The organism is Halarcobacter mediterraneus (assembly GCF_004116625.1).
Classification (GTDB): Bacteria; Campylobacterota; Campylobacteria; order Campylobacterales; family Arcobacteraceae; genus Halarcobacter; species Halarcobacter mediterraneus.
Window position 1 is genome coordinate 228,487 of the sequence record NZ_NXIE01000003.1, and the last position, 17,774, is coordinate 246,260.

At 28.2% G+C, this 17,774-nt stretch carries 20 protein-coding genes and 1 pseudogene; 12 read left to right on the top strand and 9 right to left on the bottom strand.

Translation table 11 applies throughout. The annotated features are described in order from the left end of the window. Positions 1-23: 23 nt before the first annotated feature. Genes carA through CP965_RS08605 form a run of 5 tightly spaced genes read right to left on the bottom strand, consistent with a single transcriptional unit; the run spans position 24 to position 4,921 of the window. On the bottom strand, positions 24-1,148 hold the full coding sequence (carA, locus tag CP965_RS08585; RefSeq protein WP_129061682.1) for a glutamine-hydrolyzing carbamoyl-phosphate synthase small subunit: 1,125 nt from the start codon (positions 1,146-1,148) through the stop codon (positions 24-26). Further along, positions 1,148-1,699: a DUF507 family protein gene (locus tag CP965_RS08590; RefSeq protein ID WP_129061683.1), complete on the bottom strand. Its 552-nt coding sequence runs from the start codon at positions 1,697-1,699 to the stop codon at positions 1,148-1,150. Before CP965_RS08590 ends, carA begins: the two co-directional genes overlap by 1 nt. A 4-nt stretch (positions 1,700-1,703) precedes the next feature. After that, complete coding sequence (locus CP965_RS08595) at positions 1,704-2,954, bottom strand: adenylosuccinate synthase (RefSeq protein WP_129061684.1); 1,251 nt, start codon at positions 2,952-2,954, stop codon at positions 1,704-1,706. 7 nt (positions 2,955-2,961) lie between these two features. Beyond that, positions 2,962-3,807, bottom strand: coding sequence for an ATP phosphoribosyltransferase regulatory subunit (locus CP965_RS08600; RefSeq protein WP_129061685.1), 846 nt, complete (start codon positions 3,805-3,807; stop codon positions 2,962-2,964). 4 nt (positions 3,808-3,811) lie between these two features. Continuing rightward, positions 3,812-4,921 carry a pyridoxal-phosphate-dependent aminotransferase family protein gene (locus CP965_RS08605; RefSeq protein ID WP_129061686.1) on the bottom strand — a complete coding sequence of 370 codons (1,110 nt, stop codon included), beginning with the start codon at positions 4,919-4,921 and terminating at the stop codon, positions 3,812-3,814. A gap of 203 nt (positions 4,922-5,124) precedes the next feature. Between CP965_RS08605 and CP965_RS08610 the strand changes: the two genes are divergently transcribed. The 5 genes from CP965_RS08610 (at position 5,125) to CP965_RS08630 (ending at position 8,067) form a co-directional block, all read left to right on the top strand. Next, positions 5,125-5,310 carry a hypothetical protein gene (locus CP965_RS08610; RefSeq protein WP_129061687.1) on the top strand — a complete coding sequence of 62 codons (186 nt, stop codon included), beginning with the start codon at positions 5,125-5,127 and terminating at the stop codon, positions 5,308-5,310. A 165-nt stretch (positions 5,311-5,475) separates the two neighbouring features. Then, entirely contained in the window at positions 5,476-5,928 is a 453-nt protein-coding gene (locus CP965_RS08615) for a MarR family winged helix-turn-helix transcriptional regulator (protein ID WP_129061688.1), read from the top strand. A gap of 54 nt (positions 5,929-5,982) precedes the next feature. Continuing rightward, on the top strand, positions 5,983-6,552 hold the full coding sequence (locus CP965_RS08620; RefSeq protein WP_129061689.1) for a YceI family protein: 570 nt from the start codon (positions 5,983-5,985) through the stop codon (positions 6,550-6,552). A 27-nt stretch (positions 6,553-6,579) separates the two neighbouring features. After that, the gene (locus CP965_RS08625; protein ID WP_129061690.1) at positions 6,580-7,362 is read left to right on the top strand and encodes a DODA-type extradiol aromatic ring-opening family dioxygenase; all 783 of its coding nucleotides are present in this window, start codon (positions 6,580-6,582) and stop codon (positions 7,360-7,362) included. Then, the gene (locus CP965_RS08630; RefSeq protein WP_129061691.1) at positions 7,363-8,067 is read left to right on the top strand and encodes a pirin family protein; all 705 of its coding nucleotides are present in this window, start codon (positions 7,363-7,365) and stop codon (positions 8,065-8,067) included. Between the two features lie 44 nt (positions 8,068-8,111). Here CP965_RS08630 and purM read toward each other — a convergent pair whose 3' ends face one another. Then, complete coding sequence (purM, locus tag CP965_RS08635) at positions 8,112-9,107, bottom strand: phosphoribosylformylglycinamidine cyclo-ligase (RefSeq protein WP_129061692.1); 996 nt, start codon at positions 9,105-9,107, stop codon at positions 8,112-8,114. A gap of 151 nt (positions 9,108-9,258) precedes the next feature. Here purM and CP965_RS08640 point away from each other — a divergent pair, with 151 nt between their 5' ends. From CP965_RS08640 to CP965_RS08670, 7 genes are read left to right on the top strand one after another with little or no spacing between them, the layout of a single operon-like run. Beyond that, positions 9,259-9,804: a spermine/spermidine synthase domain-containing protein gene (locus tag CP965_RS08640; protein WP_129061693.1), complete on the top strand. Its 546-nt coding sequence runs from the start codon at positions 9,259-9,261 to the stop codon at positions 9,802-9,804. Between the two features lie 50 nt (positions 9,805-9,854). After that, positions 9,855-10,445 carry a dephospho-CoA kinase gene (gene coaE, locus CP965_RS08645; RefSeq protein WP_129061694.1) on the top strand — a complete coding sequence of 197 codons (591 nt, stop codon included), beginning with the start codon at positions 9,855-9,857 and terminating at the stop codon, positions 10,443-10,445. After that, positions 10,442-11,182, top strand: coding sequence for a diaminopimelate epimerase (gene dapF, locus CP965_RS08650; RefSeq protein WP_129061695.1), 741 nt, complete (start codon positions 10,442-10,444; stop codon positions 11,180-11,182). The genes coaE and dapF overlap by 4 nt, the downstream gene beginning before the upstream one ends. A 4-nt stretch (positions 11,183-11,186) precedes the next feature. After that, positions 11,187-11,942, top strand: a complete 756-nt coding sequence (locus CP965_RS08655) for a glucosaminidase domain-containing protein (protein WP_129061696.1) — start codon at positions 11,187-11,189, stop codon at positions 11,940-11,942. Then, positions 11,939-13,108 (top strand): formate-dependent phosphoribosylglycinamide formyltransferase, encoded by a 1,170-nt coding sequence (gene purT, locus CP965_RS08660; RefSeq protein WP_129061697.1) that lies wholly within the window; start codon positions 11,939-11,941, stop codon positions 13,106-13,108. Before CP965_RS08655 ends, purT begins: the two co-directional genes overlap by 4 nt. Continuing rightward, positions 13,108-13,680, top strand: coding sequence for a hypothetical protein (locus CP965_RS08665; RefSeq protein ID WP_129061698.1), 573 nt, complete (start codon positions 13,108-13,110; stop codon positions 13,678-13,680). The genes purT and CP965_RS08665 overlap by 1 nt, the downstream gene beginning before the upstream one ends. A gap of 4 nt (positions 13,681-13,684) precedes the next feature. Continuing rightward, a complete protein-coding gene (locus CP965_RS08670) occupies positions 13,685-15,649 on the top strand; it encodes a sensor histidine kinase (protein ID WP_129061699.1) in 1,965 nt (654 codons plus the stop codon). Here CP965_RS08670 and CP965_RS08675 read toward each other — a convergent pair. The 3 genes and pseudogenes from CP965_RS08675 to CP965_RS14515 all read right to left on the bottom strand — a co-directional run. Further along, on the bottom strand, positions 15,646-16,053 hold the full coding sequence (locus CP965_RS08675) for a PAS domain-containing protein (protein ID WP_129061700.1): 408 nt from the start codon (positions 16,051-16,053) through the stop codon (positions 15,646-15,648). The two genes, CP965_RS08670 and CP965_RS08675, sit on opposite strands and share 4 nt — an antisense overlap. Positions 16,054-16,064: 11 nt before the next feature. Beyond that, positions 16,065-16,457 carry a PAS domain-containing protein gene (locus tag CP965_RS08680; protein ID WP_129061701.1) on the bottom strand — a complete coding sequence of 131 codons (393 nt, stop codon included), beginning with the start codon at positions 16,455-16,457 and terminating at the stop codon, positions 16,065-16,067. A 12-nt stretch (positions 16,458-16,469) separates the two neighbouring features. Further along, a pseudogene (locus CP965_RS14515) lies at positions 16,470-17,042 on the bottom strand (methyl-accepting chemotaxis protein); the annotation flags it as partial. Between the last annotated feature and the right edge of the window lie 732 nt (positions 17,043-17,774).

Below are 17,774 nucleotides of genomic sequence, written 5' to 3' on the forward strand. Positions count from 1 at the left end.
CTTTGATTGTAAAATAAGAAAACTTATTTTACAATCTTTGCAAATTCATCAAAGATATACTTTGATTCATGAGGTCCAGGACTAGCTTCAGGATGGTGTTGAACAGAGAAAATCTCTTTATTTTTATATTTTACACCTTCAATTGTATTATCAAATAAGTTTTGGTGTGTAATTTCTGCAATTTCAACAATATTATCAGGAACATTATAATTATGATTTTGTGCTGTAATTTCTACAACTCTTGTCTCTGGGTTTGCAACAGGATGATTTCCACCATGTTGTCCAAATTTTAATTTATATGTGTCATATCCATGAGCAATTGATAACATTTGATGTCCTAAGCAAATTCCAAACATTGGTATATTTGCTTCTATTAATTTTTGAACTTGCTCTTTTTCTTCTGTCAATGTTAAAGGATCTCCAGGACCATTTGATAAGAAAACTCCACCTATTTCTTTCTTTTCAAATCTTGAAATTAACTCATCTGCATTAAAAGAAGAAGGAACAACTTCAACCTCTAATCCTGATTCTACAAGCTCATTCAAAATATTTCTTTTAACACCAAAATCAATAACTACAATTTTTTTATCACTCATTACTGCTTTATTATATTCTTTTTTTAAGTGGTTCCAAGCACCATTTTTATGAACATAAGTTTCTTTAGTACTTACTTCTTTTATGTAATTAATATCTTCTATTCTTGGGCTCTTTTCTAATTTGTCTGCTAACTCTTCTTTATTAGAAATTTCTGTAGAAGCAATCATCATCATTGCTCCTTCATCCCTTAACATTTTTGTTAAATATCTTGTATCAATATCACAGATTCCAAGAACTCCGTGCTCTTTTAAAAATGAGTTTAAATCATTTTCTGCTCTATAATTTGAATACTCATGATGATAATTTCTTACAAGTATTCCTTTACAGTAAGCAGTTTTACTTTCCATATCATCTGCATTTACACCTACATTACCAATTTCTGGCATAGTGAATGTTACAAATTGTCCAGCATAACTTGGGTCTGAAATGATTTCTTGATAACCAGTTAAAGAAGTGTTAAAAACTATTTCTCCAACTGTTGTACCTGTTGCTCCAAAAGAATTTGCTTCTAAGAATGTTCCATTTTCTAAATAAATCCATACTTTTTGCATTACATTAGTCCTCTTTTTATTAATTCTTCTTCATATAATCTATGATATACAATATCATATTCTTCTGTTCCTGGAATAAGCTTTCTTTTATAATGTTTAATTTTTTCCATTACTGCATCGTCAGCTTTTTCAAAACCTTTTAAAAACTCATCTATAGATGCGAAAATTACATTTTTTACTTGATTATCAGAACAAGTATAATGAATATAATCTTCTTCCCATAAGTAATCTAATACTTTATGTGCAATATCTGAAAACCTATCTTCATTATTTAAAATTACTCCAAAGTCATTTGCAAGTCTTTTTTTTGTTAACCAAAATAATTGTCTTCTATCTGCATTTAAAAACTCTATTTCTTCTTCTTGACCATCTAATAATTCATGTACTTTTTCATCTAAGTCATGTTCTTTTTCTATATCAGCATCTAAGATACTCTCTATCTCTTCTGAAATTTCCTCTTTAGTCTTTCTAATCTCTACAAAATCACAATTAACTAAGTCACGTGAAATTCTTCTTGAGATATATGGCGTGTGATGTAATTTCATTCTCATGGGGCTATCCTCTTATAATTGTATCTGCTCTCTCTGGTGATGTTGATACTATTCCAACTCTTACTCCAGTTAATTCCTCTATTTTTTCAATATATTTTTTTGCATTATCAGGTAGAGAGTCAAAATCTCTACATCCAACAACACTATCCCAACCATCAATTTCTTCATATATTGGTTTAACACTTTCTAAATCTGATGGCATATAATCAATTCTTTCTCCATTAAAATCGTAAGCTACACAAATTTTAATTTTAGGGAAACCATCTAAAACATCTAATTTCATTAAAGATAATTGGTCACAACCATTTAATCTACTTGCATGTTTTACAGCAATTGCATCAAACCAACCACATCTTCTTCCTCTTCCTGTAGTTACTCCAACTTCTTTACCAATATCAGCTATTTTTTGTCCTTGCTCCGTAAAATCTTCTGAAGGAAATGGTCCATTTCCTACTCTTGTTGTATAAGCTTTTACAATTCCTGTAACAATTCCAATATCTTTTGGACTTATTCCTAAACCGGTACAAGCTCCTGCACTTACACAAGAAGAAGAAGTTACATAAGGATATGTTCCATGATCAATATCAAGTAAGGTACCTTGTGCACCTTCTAAAAGAATCTTTTTATCTTCATCTAAAGCTTTCCATACCATATTAGTAGTATTTGCAATAAATGGCTCAAGTTTTTCTTTATAAGAAGTTAGTAGTTTTACTAATTCATCTTTTGATGGCATCTTAATATTTAAAACTTCAAAAATAGCTTTACTTTGTTCAAAATATTCAGTAATACCTTCTGCAAGTTTTGATGGGTTTAATAACTCACCTACTCTAAAACCTGTTCTTGATATCTTTTCAGAATATGCAGGACCAATACCTTTTCCTGTTGTTCCAATTGCCTTATCACCTTTTAATCTCTCTTTAGCTTGATCAATTTCTGAATGATATGGTAAATTTAAATGAGCTTTATCTGAAATAAATAATCTTCCTTCTAAATCATTGAATTGAGACATTTCTTTAATAATAGCTTCAGGAGAAACAACAACTCCATTTCCGATAATATTTATAGCCTTTGGATTTAAAACTCCTGATGGTATTAAGTGTAAAGCATATCTAACTCCATCTACCCAAATTGTGTGACCAGCATTGTGACCACCTTGTGACCTACAAACAATATCATAATCTTGGGCAAGCATATCAACCATCTTACCTTTACCTTCATCTCCCCACTGGATACCAACTATTAAATCTGCTTTCATATCTTCCCTAATCCTCTAAAATTTTTAATAAACTATCTGTATAAAGTGCAAAGCCTAATGAAGAAATCCCATTAGAACTGTATTGTCCACCTTTGCTGATTACAAAATTGTCTTGAATAACTCTAAAATATACATCATCATAATATTTTAAACTACCATGATAAAGTGGAGCAATAACTAAATTTTTGTATTCTATTTCATTTGCTGTATTTAAAAGTTTTTCTAATTCAGCTTTTATTACTTCTGGAGCAATTTTTATCGCTTTTTCTAAATCTTGTATATCTTTTACTTTTATTAATTGATTTAACCAAACAATATCCAAATCAAATAACTTTGAAATTTCACCATTTTTAAAAAAATCAATATCTATTTCGAACTCTTTTGAAATTAGTTTTGGTATATTTATATTTGAAAGCTGTAATACTGGATTAATAGCTAACTCATTTAAAATATTTCCTGTAATATTAATAAGATCTGCAATATTATTATGGTCTATCCATTCACAACCAATTTGATAATCTTCAGTTGAAGGATAAGAAAAAATAGGTTGAACATAAAACCATTTCTTATGAGAAGTTGTTCTACCTAATCTCTTAGTAATAATTCTAACAACATCTAAAGTTGAATCAGCTCTTAATGAAACTTGTTCATTCTTTTCATCAGAAAATTTTATTAATTTTTTATCATTTTCAATTGCTTGATGTTGAGAATAAGAAAAATTAGGAGTAATAATTTCCTCAAAACCATTAACATCAAGAAGATCACAAACTTTATTTTCTAAATTCCTTTTTGCCTTTGCTGTTTTACCAAAATATAATCTCGAACCTTTTGGTATTTCATGTTCAAAAACCATAATCTTAATTTCCTTTAAACATTACTTCAGAGAATACTTTTGAAGCTGTTCCATCAAAAGGTCTTATTTTTAATTCATCCATTGTAAGCTCTATTGCATTTACTACCCAAGTTGCTTCAAAATCTTCTACTAATCCCATATGATTTATTCTATAAATCAATTTCTTAATATGGTCTTGTCCCCCAGCAATATTTACATTATATTTTGTTTTTAATATTTTTCTAATTTCTGGTGCATTTTCTGTGTAAACTGTTGTCATTGCATTTGCAGGTGTTTTAGGATAGATTTCACATCCAATAGCTTTTAAAGCTTCTCTAGTAGCATTTGCTCTTTTTGAAGTATCAGAATAAAGTTTTTCGAAACCACCATTTTCTTTAATATACGATAGTATCTCTTTTAATCCAATAATTAAAGTAGTTGCTGCTGTCCAAGCTGTTGTATTTGTTTTTTGTTTTTTTATTTCTGTTGCTAAGTTAAAATAGAAACCTCTAGCATTTTCTTCAATCTTTGCAACAGCAGAGTTTGATAATCCTATTACTGCTAAACCTGGAGGAAGCATTAAAGCTTTTTGACTTCCAGTTATTACTGCATCTAGATTTATTGTATCAATTTTTTCTACACCTATTGCAGTGATACCATCTGCTATTATTGAAATGTCTTTATTGATTTCTTTAACTGCTTTTGCAATCTCTTCTACAGGATGTCTTAATCCTCCTGCACTTTCACAAATCTGAATAAATATTGAATCAATATCTTTATCATTTTTTATTATATCTACTACATTTTCAATACTTACAGGAGTATTCCATTCATTTTTTATTTCAGTATATTCTATATCAAAAGCTTTACAAATTTTTCCAAATCTATCACCAAACTTACCTGAATTAATAGTTAATGCTTTTTTCTTTGTTAAATTAGTAACACAAGCTTCCATTGCACCTGAGCCACTTGAAGCAAGCATAACAACTTCATCCATTTTATACAATTCAAAAAGTAATTCTCTTGTTTCTTGAAAAATCTTTTCAAATTCTGGTGTTCTATGATGTATTGTAACATCAGCCATTGCTTTTCTAACAAATTCCGGTACAGGAGTTGGTCCTGGTGTTAATAACATATAAATTTCCTTATAAGCTTTTAGTCAAACTCGATATTATATCTAAGTGATTATAATTTAATGGTTAAATAAAAAAGTTTATAAATTTAAGTTTTTTTTCAGTTATAAGCCTTGACATTATAAATGTTTATATGTATAATGCCCATATTATATTACTATTTTCAATAAGTAATAGATAATTTCACAATTTTAAAGGAAAAATTATGGCAAAAGAATTAAAAGAAAAAAAAGTTGCTAAAATAGCTAAGAAAGCTGCTAAAAAAGTTGCTAAGAAAAAAGACGTAAAAAAAGTTGCTAAAAAAGTTACAAAAAAAGTTTTAAAATTAAAACCAACAAAAGTTAAAAAAGCTAAAAAAGCTGCTAAAAAAGTTGCTAAAAAAGCTGCTTAATAAATAACTTACTTAATAAAAAGGGCTAGTTTATTAACTAGCCCTTTTTAATTAAACTTTCTATATAATTTCTTCTCAATCTATTTACTAAAATTATTAATTTAACAAAAAAATCTTGACATTATTACTAATTAGTATTATAATTTTATTTTAGGAGTTAGGTTTATGATAAAAGAATCACTTAAAAGTTATGGGAAAAGAACTGATAAGTCAATGAAAACTATAGTAAAACTAGAGAGACTTAGACTTAAGATTCATAATAATACAGTAAATTATTTAAGTGAATACAATCTAACTTTTAATCAGTTTAAGGTGCTTGAAGTACTTTATCATCGTGGTGATTTAAATACCAGTTCAATTACAAAACTTACTATGAGTACACCTGGAAATATTACAGTAGTAATAAAAAATCTAAAAAGAGATGGACTAATTACCTCAATTAAACTTCCTCAAGATAGAAGAAATTCTATTCTTACATTAACAGAAGAAGGTAAGCTTTTAATTGAAAAAGTATTTCCAGACCATGCAAAAAAGTTATATAATTCATTATCAGTTTTAAATGAGCAAGAACTTGGTACTTTATATAATCTTTTAGATAAGGTTTATCAAGCAAACTAAAAAATTTTACATTTATATTACTAATTAGTAGTAATAAAACAAAAAGGACGATTTATGACAAAGTTAATGAAAGCAGGTTTAGTTTCAATTTTAGCAACAAGTGCACTATATGCAGGTACATATAATTTAGATAAGAGCCATTCAAATGTTGGTTTTAAAGTAAAACATATGATGATTTCAAATGTAACGGGAAGTTTTAATGACTTTACTGGTTCTTTTGAATATGATGAAAAAACAAAAACACTAAAATCACTAAATGGTACTGTAAAAGTAGCCTCAATTGATACTGCAAATAAAAAAAGAGATGATCACTTAAAAGAATCTGATTTCTTCGCAGTTAATAAATATCCAGAAATTACATTTAAATTAGATAAAGTAGAAGGGGATAAAGCCCATGGTAAACTAACTATGAGAGGTGTTACAAAAGATATTACTTTAGACTTAGAAAATAATGGTTCGATAAAAGATCCTTGGGGAAATACTAGAGTTGGGCTTGTATTAACTGGAAAAATTGATAGATTTGATTATGGAATAAAATATAATACAGTATTAGAAGCAGGTGGTCTAGCAGTAGGGAAAGAAGTAAAACTAATTGTAGAACTAGAAGGTATCTTAGCTAAGTAATTAGCTAAGGTCCTTCAAGGACTAATTATGAAAAGTACTACCTTTCCTTCATTATTTATTTCACATGGTGCACCAAATATTGTATTACAAAATACTCAAAGTAATAAAAATATTAATTCTTTTTCAAAAACATTAAAGAAACCAAAATATATTATTATTTTTTCTTCTCATTATTTAACTAAAGACTTAAAAATTATAAACTACACAACAAAAGATTTAATGTATGATTTTTATGGTTTTGAAAGAGAGTTATACGAATATAAATATGATATATCAAGTAATAAAGATATATCATTAAAAGTTTTTAATCACTTAAAAGAAAATGGTATTAATGTGTCAATTGATGCTCTAAGAACAAGTTTTGACCATGGAGTTTGGACTTGTTTAGCTCTTATGTATGAAAAAATAGATATTCCTATTATTCAACTTTCATTGCCTTATTCATACTCTTATGAAGAATTAATCCATTTAGGAGAAATTATAAAAGAATTAAAAGATGAAGCTATGATTATTGGTAGTGGAGGAATTACCCATAACTTAAGAGGCATCTCCCATAGTAATGAAATAAAAAAATATGCTAAAGAATTTAATGAAATTGTTATTAAGACTATAGAAGAAGCAGATGAAAATAGTCTTATAAATATAACCAAAGAGAAAAGCTTCTATCAAAATCATCCTTCATCTGAACATTTTATTCCACTATATATAATCTATGGAAGTGCTTATAATAAAAAAGGTATCTCTTTTAATAGTGAATTTATGTACTCTAATATCTCAATGGAGTCTTTTGCCTTTGATAAAGGAAACTAAATGATCAAAAAAATTACAAAAGAAAGTATGGGGAAATCAAATTTAGGTTGGCTAGAAAGTAGATTTCATTTCTCTTTTGCAGAATATAGAAATCCAAATAATATCAACTTTGGTGTTTTAAGAGTTTTAAATGATGATATTATTCATCCCAAAAGTGGTTTCAATACTCATCCACATCAAAATATGGAGATAATTACATATATTATTGAAGGTGAGATTACACATAAAGATTCAATGAATAATTCCGAAACTCTAAAAAGAGGAGAAGTGCAATATTTAAGTGCAGGTGATGGAATTTTTCATAGTGAATATAATCTACATAAAAGTAAAGACTTACGAGTTCTTCAAATTTGGATTATACCTCCTAAAAAAGGCTTACCTTCCCTTTATGGTTCCTATAAATATAAAGAAAAACAAAGAAAAAACACTTTGCTAAATATAGTTTCTTCCCTCGAAGGTGAAGCTCCTATAAAAATTCATCAAGATGTAAATTTATATGTAAGTGAATTAGAAAAAGGAAAGACTTTGGACTTTAAAGTAATTAAAAATAGACAAATATATTTTGTACAGATTGAAGGGACTTCATTAATAAATGGTAATGAGATAAATGGAGGTGATGCAATGGAAATTACTAAAGAAAAAGATTTAACTATTGAAGCAACTACAGACTCTCACTTCTTATTTATTGAAATGAAAGAAACATAAAAGGCAAGTTTTTACACTTGCCTTTTAATTTTAGAAGTAAAAGATTAAATATATTCTACTTCTTTTTCTCCGGCTTTAATTTCCCCAATAACATAACCATCTGTGTTTTCTAATACAGAATCTACATTTGAAGGATTTACAACAAGAACCATACCAACACCCATGTTAAATGTTCTGTACATCTCTTCTTGTTCTACGAATTGTCCCATATAATCAAATATTGGTAATACCTGGATTTTACTTCTATCAACAACTGCTTTTAAGTTGTCTGGAAGTACTCTTGGTAAGTTTTCAGTAATACCACCACCTGTAATATGTGCTAAGGCATTGATTTTATCTTTATTAGCTTTGAATTCTTTAACATAAATTCTTGTTGGTTCTAATAAAACATCTTTTAAAATTTTACCATCAAATTCATCTTCTAAAGTCATTCCAAGTTTTTCTAAAAGAAGTTTTCTAACAAGAGAGAATCCATTTGAGTGAACACCTGAAGAAGGAAGTGCGATTAAAACATCACCCTCTTCTATTTTTTCAATTCTGTTTAACTCTTCTTTTTCTGCAATACCTACACAAAAACCTGCTAAATCAAAATCACCTTCTTTGTACATACCAGGCATTTCAGCAGTTTCACCACCTACTAATGCACATTCAGATCTAATACAACCTTCTGCAATACCTTTTACAACATCAGTTGCTGCATCAACTTCTAACTTTGCAGTTGCATAGTAATCTAGGAAAAATAATGGCTCTCCAAAATTACAAAGTAAGTCATTTGTACACATTGCAACTAAGTCAATTCCTACTGTATCAAATTTTTTTGAGTCAATCGCTAGTTTAAGTTTTGTACCTACCCCATCAGTTCCTGATAATAAAACTGGTTTTTTATATCCTGTTGGTAATTCAAATGCTCCTGCAAATGAACCAATTCCTCCAAGTACTCCTGGGATTAAAGTAGATTTAACATGTGGTTTAATATTTTCAACAAACTGGTTACCAGCATCAATATCTACACCAGCATCTTTGTAACTTACTGTTGACATTACTTTCCTTCTTTTTTGATTTTTATGTACCTAATAGAACATTACTCTTAAATATAAGCTTAATTTTTTATGACCTTAAGATATATTCATTTAGTTTAATAGTATTTTGCTATTATACCTAAAATTTTATAAAATATAAGGACTTAAAAAAATGAAGAATAATCAAGCCTTTAATGAAATGATGGTACATACTCCTATTTGTACGCATAAAGAACCAGAAAATGTTTTAATTATTGGTTCAATTAATGACGATTTCAAAAAAGAAGTTGAAAAACATAATCTTAAAAATGTTGAATATGGTGACACTTCAGTTTTAACTTCAAAAAATGAAAAAAACATTGATGTAATGATTTTCACAGATATTGAGTTTGATGAAATGTTATTAGCGAATATTGATAGAGTTTTAAAAGATGATGGAGTAATAGCCCTTTCAACAAAAAGTTTTAGTAAAAATGATGATAAACTAAAAACAGATTTACAATTAGTTGGTAATAGTTTTTGGATTGCAATGCCATATAAATTTGGACATGAGACTGCAATTTTAGCTTCTAAAAAGTATCACCCAACAGCAGATATTATTTTACAAAGATCTGATTTACTAGTTGACTTAGATTACTATTCAACTGAAATTCACCACGCATCTTTTGTATTCCCAGCAGCTCAATATAGAGCCTTAACTGGAATCGCAAAAAGATAATCTTCCCTCAATAATCATAAATAAATCATTTTTGTAGTAAAATATTTACTATGAGTAATGATTTATTTAAAAATGCAATCGCCTTAACAGGTGGAATATCTACAGGTAAAAGTACAGTTTGTAACCTTTTTAAACTTCATGGTTTTTTAATTATTGATGCAGATGAGATTTCTCATAGACTGCTTGACGAGAACTCTGCAAAGATTGCAGAAATGTTTGGTAGCCAATATGTAAAAGATGGTAAAGTTTTAAGAAAAGAGCTTGGGAAAATCATTTTTACAAATGAAGAAAATAAACAAAGATTAGAAAATCTTCTTCATCCTCTTATCAAAGATGATATTGTAAAAAAGTCAAGACTTTTTGAAAGTCAAAATAAACCTTATTTTATTGATATTCCTCTATTTTTTGAAAAAATGCACTACCCTATTCCTAAGTCTTTAGTTGTTTATACTCCAAAAGATTTGCAAATTAAACGATTAATGAAAAGAGACAATATAGATGAAAAAGAAGCACTTGTAAAAATCTCAAATCAATGGGATATAGAAAAGAAAAAAGAGTTAGCTGATATGATAATTGATAACTCAAAAGATTTAAAAAATTTACAAGATGAAGTTGAAAGAATTATAGGAGAAATTATATGACATATACAAAATACTCTGCAAGTGGAAATGACTTTATAATCTTTCACACTTTTGTTGAACAAGATTTTTCTAACAAAGCAATTGAATTATGTAATAGAACAGAAGGAATTGGTGCTGATGGTTTAGTGGCACTAGTTCCTAGTAATGAAGCAGATTTCAAATGGTTATTTTACAATAGTGATGGAAGTGTTGCTTCAATGTGTGGAAATGCTACAAGAGCAGTTGCACATTATGCCTATACAAATGGTCTAGCTCAAGAAAAAATGAAATTTCTAACAAAAGCTGGAATTATTGAATCATCAGTTGAAAACAATATAGTGGAAACACAAATGACTGAGCCTAAAGTTATCAAAGAAGCTTTTGAAGAAGAAGGACGTACTTGGTACTTAATAGATACAGGAGTTCCCCATTTAGTCACAATAGTTGATGATTTAGAAAAATATGATCATGATTTAAGTGCAAAAATGAGATATAAATATAATGCAAATGTAAATTTTGTGAAAACTGAAGATAAAAAACTTTTTGTAAGAACCTATGAAAGGGGTGTAGAAGGAGAGACTAAAGCTTGTGGAACAGGTATGGTTGCTTGTTTTTTAAGATGTCTTGATTTAAATCTTGTTGATGAAAAAACATTAGTTTATCCAAAAAGTATGGAAGAACTTACCATCTCTAAAATTAATAAAAAAATCTATTTTAAAGGTGCAATAAAAAAGATTTTTACTACATCTATAGGATAGCTAAATGAAATTATTAAAAAATCTATTTCTTGCCTGTTTTATTGCTAGTTTATCCCTGGCAGAAACAGCTACAAAAGGTTTTCCTCAAGAATATTATAAATTAAGAGGGAAAAAAGCAAAAACATATTTTTTTAATTTTTTAGAAAAGAAAATAAGAGTAGAAAATATAAAAATTCTAACTGAAAGGATTTTTATATTATCCTTAAAAGGCAAAAAAAACTTAAATACTGACTCAAAAGAGTATAAAAAACTTAAACAATTGCAAAAAAAATACAAAGTACAAGATCTTTATGATTATAAAAAATTCTTAAAAAGAATAGATATTATTCCCCCATCTTTAGCAATTGCACAAGCAGCAACAGAAAGTGCGTGGGGAAGAAGTAGATTTATAAGAGAAGCTAACAATATTTTTGGACATTGGACTTATAATCCTAAAATAGGTATGGTTCCAAGAGAAAGAGATGAAGACAAAAGACATCTTATACGTATTTTCCCTACACTTGAATCTTCTATTGCTATTTATATGAGAAACTTAAATAGGACTTCTGCATATGAAGACTTTAGAACAAATAGACAAAAGATGAGAGAAAACAATGTATATATTGATGGTTATATTTTAAGTGGAGATATGACTGAATATTCAGCAATTGGTCATAATTATGTATTAATTTTAAAATCTATTATTAAAAGATATAAACTTGCAGATTTAGATAAAAAATTCTATGAAAGAACAAAATTCTTATTAAAAGGACAAAAATGAATTTTACAGCACCTTTAAAAGCAGATTCTATAAAAGTTATGCTTCTTGGAAGTGGAGAGTTAGGGAAAGAGGTTATTATTGAAGCACAAAGATTAGGGATTGAAACTATTGCAGTTGATTCTTATAATAATGCTCCTGCACAATTAGTTGCAAATAAAGCATATACAATTAATATGAAAAATAAAAATGAGATTTTAGATGTAATTAGAAGAGAAAAACCTGATTATATTTTACCTGAAGTAGAAGCTATTAATATTGATGCTTTATTTACAGCCCAAGAAGAAGGTTACCATGTAATTCCTAATGCAGATGCAGTAAATAAAACTATGAATAGAAAAAATATTAGAGAATTTGCAGCTGTTGAACTTAAACTTCCTACTTCTAAATATGAATTTGTAACCACTTTTGAAGGTTTAGAAAAAGCAGCAGCAAATATTGGTTTCCCTTGTGTAATTAAGCCAGTTATGAGTTCTTCTGGCCATGGACAAAGTATTGCAAGAAGTGAAACTGATCTACAAAACTCTTGGGAACTTGCAAAGGAAGCTAGAGGTGATGCAAGTGAGTTAATCGTAGAAGAGTTTATCACTTTTGATTATGAAATCACCATGTTAACAGTTAGAAATGGGAAACAAACTGTATTTTGTGAACCAATTGGACATATACAAGAAGATGGTGACTATATTTTCTCATGGCAACCAATGAATATGAGTGAAGAGGCGAAAATAAAATCTCAAGAAGTTGCACAAAAAATCACTGATGGTTTAGGTGGAAGAGGTATTTTTGGTGTTGAACTATTTGTAAAAGGTGATGAAGTTTATTTTTCTGAAGTAAGTCCAAGACCACATGATACAGGTATGGTAACTATGATTACCCAATCTCAAAGTGAGTTTGCACTTCACATTAGAGCAGTCCTTGGATTACCTTTAGATTTCATTGATTATGGAGCAGGAGCAAGTGCTGCATACAAGGCTAAAGGAGATAGCTTTAATCCTAGTATAGAAATAAAAGATGAAGCCTTTACTAAAACTTCTTATGCAAGAGTGTTTGGGAAACCTCAAAGTCATAAAGGAAGAAGAATGGCAATTGCTTTAACATTTGATAAAGATAATAGTGATAAGGCATTACAACAAGCAAAAGAATTAATTGAAAATTATAGTGATAAATAATGATTAAATCTTTTTTCTTTATCTGTTCTATTTTATTTGTGTTTAGTGGATGTTTTTCTTTATCTTCACTTAATCCTTTTAGTGAAAATAAAGAAACCAAAAACTTTATTGAAATTCCTGATAATGCTCCAGCTTGGTTAAAGAATATAAAAGATGAAAATTATATTAGTACCTTTGGAGTATCTAAAATCAAAAAAAATGATGATTTAAAATTTACTAAAAAGAAAGCATTGATTTTTGCAGGGAATAGACTAAGCCAAGAAATTTATTCTAAGACTCTTCGATTCTATAAAGACTATGAAGAAAGTCTTACAAATTCTAATTTATTTGATAAAGACTTAGAAAAACTTGCAAAAGAGGTTTCTATTAAATCTCTTTCAAAAAGTATTATAAAAAATACTTGGATTGATGAAAATAAAGTTCTGTATGTAAAAATCTCAATTTCTAGTGATTTCGTTGCACAAGAAATACAAAGTGGGAGTAAACAACTTTTTAAAGTTGATAAAGATTTATATTCTAATATTTTATCTAATAGAGCAAAAGAAAAAATCATCAAATATCTAGAGGAGTAATTTATTGTTTATAAAAAATGAACAAGACCTTTTAAAATTTATAAAATACTCTCCTGTAGTAATAATTCTTATGATGACACTTTTAATAAATATTTATATATATATTCAAAATGAACAAAACTTTAAAAAAGACTTAGATATATATAAAAAAAACTATATAGAATCTAATAAGAAACTTATTATGTTCCAAGTTGAAAAAGTTTATAAAGACATTCAAAGAAAAAGAGCAAATCTAGAACTTGAACTTGAAAAAGAAATAAAAGCTAGAGTCCAAGAAGCATTGAGTATTATAAAAAATCTACATAAAAAATATTCACACTTACCAAAAGAAGAGTTAATTAATATTATAAAAGAGACCCTTAGAGATATAAGATTTAATGAAAATAGAGGCTATTTTTACCTTGCAGAGCCAAATGGAAAGATTTTACTTCATCCTGCAAGTCCTAATTATGAAAATAAAAATATTTCAAAGGAAAAAAATGAAGATGGAATTTACTTTTATACAAATGTTATAAATCATTTTAAAACAAATGATAAATATATAGGATATATCAAAGCAATTAAACCAAATGCAGGTAAAAAGAAATATGATAAGTTCACCTACCTAGAAATATATAAACCTTTAAATATTATTGTAGGAACAGGAGAATATAAGGACTCTTTTACAAAAAAAATACAAGACTATATAATAAAAGAACATATTCAAAATGTTAGATATGGTAAAAATGGGTATATTTTTATTTTTGACTATGATGGTTACCAATTAGCTCATGTAAAAAAAGAGTATATAGGGAAACAACGAATTAACTTAGTTGACTCAAGTGGTTTTATGATTACAAAAGAGATTATTAAACAAGCTAAGAAAGGTTCTGGTTTTATAAGTTATATAGGTTCAATTATGCCAGAAACTAAAAAGCCTGCTTTTAAAACAACCTATATAAAAGGTGTTGAAGATTGGCAATGGGCTATTGGTTCTGGTTTTTACAATCTGGATTTATTAAAATATCTAGAAGTAAAGAAAGAAGAATTAAGAAAAATGAATAATGAATCTTTAATAAACACTCTTACTTTTAGTTTAATTCTTACTACAATTTTAATTTCCCTTGCCTTTTATATATCTAACATTTTAAAGAATTTTTTTAATATTTATCATACAAAAATAAATAATCAGATAAAAGCAAATAGAAAAAAAGATATGCTCTTATATCAACAATCAAAAATGGCTTCAATGGGAGAGATGCTTGGAAATATTGCCCATCAATGGAGACAACCTTTATCTTCAATTTCTACTATTGCTTCAGGGTCTAAAATCCAAAAAGAACTAAATATTTTAAAAGAAGAAGAGTTTATCAAAGGAATGGATACTATTGTAAGTACTACTAAACATTTATCTCAAACAATAGATGATTTTAGAGAGTTTTTTAACCCAGATAAAACAGTAAAACAAGTGAATACGCAAGATATTTATGATAAAGCTATTCAACTAGTATCTGCTAGACTATCAACAAAAGAGATAACACTTAAATCTCAAGTTGACAAAGTTACAATTACAACTTTTGAAAATGAACTTTTACAAGCTCTTATTAATATATTAAACAATGCTATTGATGCCTTTGAAAATAAAACTCAAAAAGATAAACTTATCAGTTTTTTAATAAAATATGAAAAACAATGTAAAATTCCAAATTGTAATATGAAAGAGTGCGAACAAGGGAAAGAAGGATATTTAAGTATACTTATTCAAGATAATGCAGGTGGAATAGAAGAACAAAATCTTAATAAAATATTTGATGTCTACTTTACAACAAAACATAAGTCACAAGGAACAGGTATTGGACTTTATATGACATATGAAATTATTAATAAACACCTAAAAGGATTTATTTCTGTAGAGAACAAAAAAATAACTTATAATAATAAAGAATTTTTAGGGGCAAAATTTACAATTTATTTACCAATAAGAAATTAAACTCTTCTCTCTTCTTCAAGCCATTTAGAATAAAGCTTTTCAGCACTAGAAATTTCTTCATTAGATGGTTTTCTTCTACAAGATAAATATCCTTTAGACCCATCACAACTTTCAAATGGGTACACTGTTGCAAATACCCAATAGTACCCTCCTGTTTTTGTTGCATTCTTTACGTATCCAGTCCAAGTTTCTCCTCTTTGTACTGTCTCCCACAAGCTTTTAAATGCTTTTCTTGGCATCTCTTTATGTCTTACCATATTATGTGGATTTCCTACTAACTCTTCTAGACTATATTCTGCTATTTTACAAAAATCATCATTTGCAAATCTTATTATACCTTTTTCATCTGTCTCACTAACTAAAAATGCGTATTCATCTAATACTATCTCTTGTCCTGCTCCCATCTTTTTCCCTTTTACTCTTCTAATAACATTTTTTTATATAAAGAACTGTACTCTTCAATTTCTTCTTTTGATGCTTTTCTTCTACACGACATATAAGAAATTTCTCCATTCTCATTAGTTGTAGGATATACCGTAGCAAATACCCAATAGTATTTTTGTGATTTAGTTTTGTTTTTAACATAACCTGTCCAAACCTCACCTCTTTTTACAGTTGCCCATAAATCTTTAAATGCTGCTTTAGGCATATCTTTATGTCTTACTATACTATGAGGCTGATTTAACAGTTCTTTAAGGGTATAACCTGCAACTCTACAAAAATCATCATTTGCAAAGGTGATAATACCTTTTTCATCTGTTTCACTAACTAAGAAAGCATATTTGTCTAAGATAAGCTCTTCATTCATGAAATACTCCTCTTAACTAAACTGCTTTTCTTTAGCATCCATTACAAGATCATTAGCCATATTTAAAGTATCTGTTGCGATTTGTGATACATTATTTGCTTCATTAGCATTTTCTTGTGTAACTCTATCTAACATTGAAACGGTATCATTAATTTGTTCGATTCCACTCATTTGCTCTTTTGAAGCAGTAGAAACATCAGAAATAATCTCAAGAGTATGAGAAATGTGCTCATTTAATTTTTCATAATCTTTAATCATATCATCTGATATTATTTTCCCATCATTGGCTTTTAAAGTTGCTTTTTCTACTAAGTCTTTAATCTCTTTTGCTGCTTCAGCACTTCTATTCGCAAGATTTCTAACCTCCCCTGCAACAACTGCAAAACCTTTTCCTGCTTCACCTGCTGTTGCTGCTTCTACTGCTGCATTTAGTGAAAGTATATTTGTTTGGAATGCAATTTGATCTATTACTGTTATTGCTTCGTTTATTGATGTTACTTCACTATTAATCTCATCCATTGAGTTTGCTGTTTTTTTAGCAAGACCTTGTCCATTTTTAACTGATTCTTTTACAGTTTGACCTAGATTAGCCATTTTTGAAGCATTTTCTGCATTATTTCTTGTAATTGAAGTAATCTCCTCTACAGCTGCAGCAGTTTCTTCTAAACTTGCTGCTTGTTCATTTGCTTTTGCAGCTAAGTTTGTCATTGACGTATTCATCTTTCGAGAATTTTGTTCTAGTAACTGTCCATTGTCTAAATTTCTTTTTGCATTATTTGATAAGTTTTCACCTAAAATATTAACTGCTTCCATTACATGAAGCATATCTTCACTCAACCTTGGACTAATATCAATTTTTTCACGATAATCATTATTTGCATATGCTTGAACAGTTGTTCTTAATTTTGTTATATTTTCTTCATTTTCATCTAACATCTTATTAATAGTATCTTTTAAAGCATGTATCATAAAATTTTCTGAGTCACTATGTACTCTACATTTGTATATACCCCTTGATAACTTATCCATTGTAAGAACAACTTCACCTAAAACCTTCATATCTTCTTTTCTAATTACATCTATCTTATCTACATAAGAATTCATTTCTGTAAGAATCATACCTATTTCATCATTTTTCATATACTGAGCTTTTTGGATTCTATTTGTTCTCATAAAAACAAAATCCATCATATCTTCCATATATCGTTTAAATCTATCTATCCCACCTGTGATTCTTTTCATCGCAGCAAAATTTACATATCCTACGATTAAAGCAAAGAATAAATTTACAATTAGTATGGCTGTTAAATCATTTGA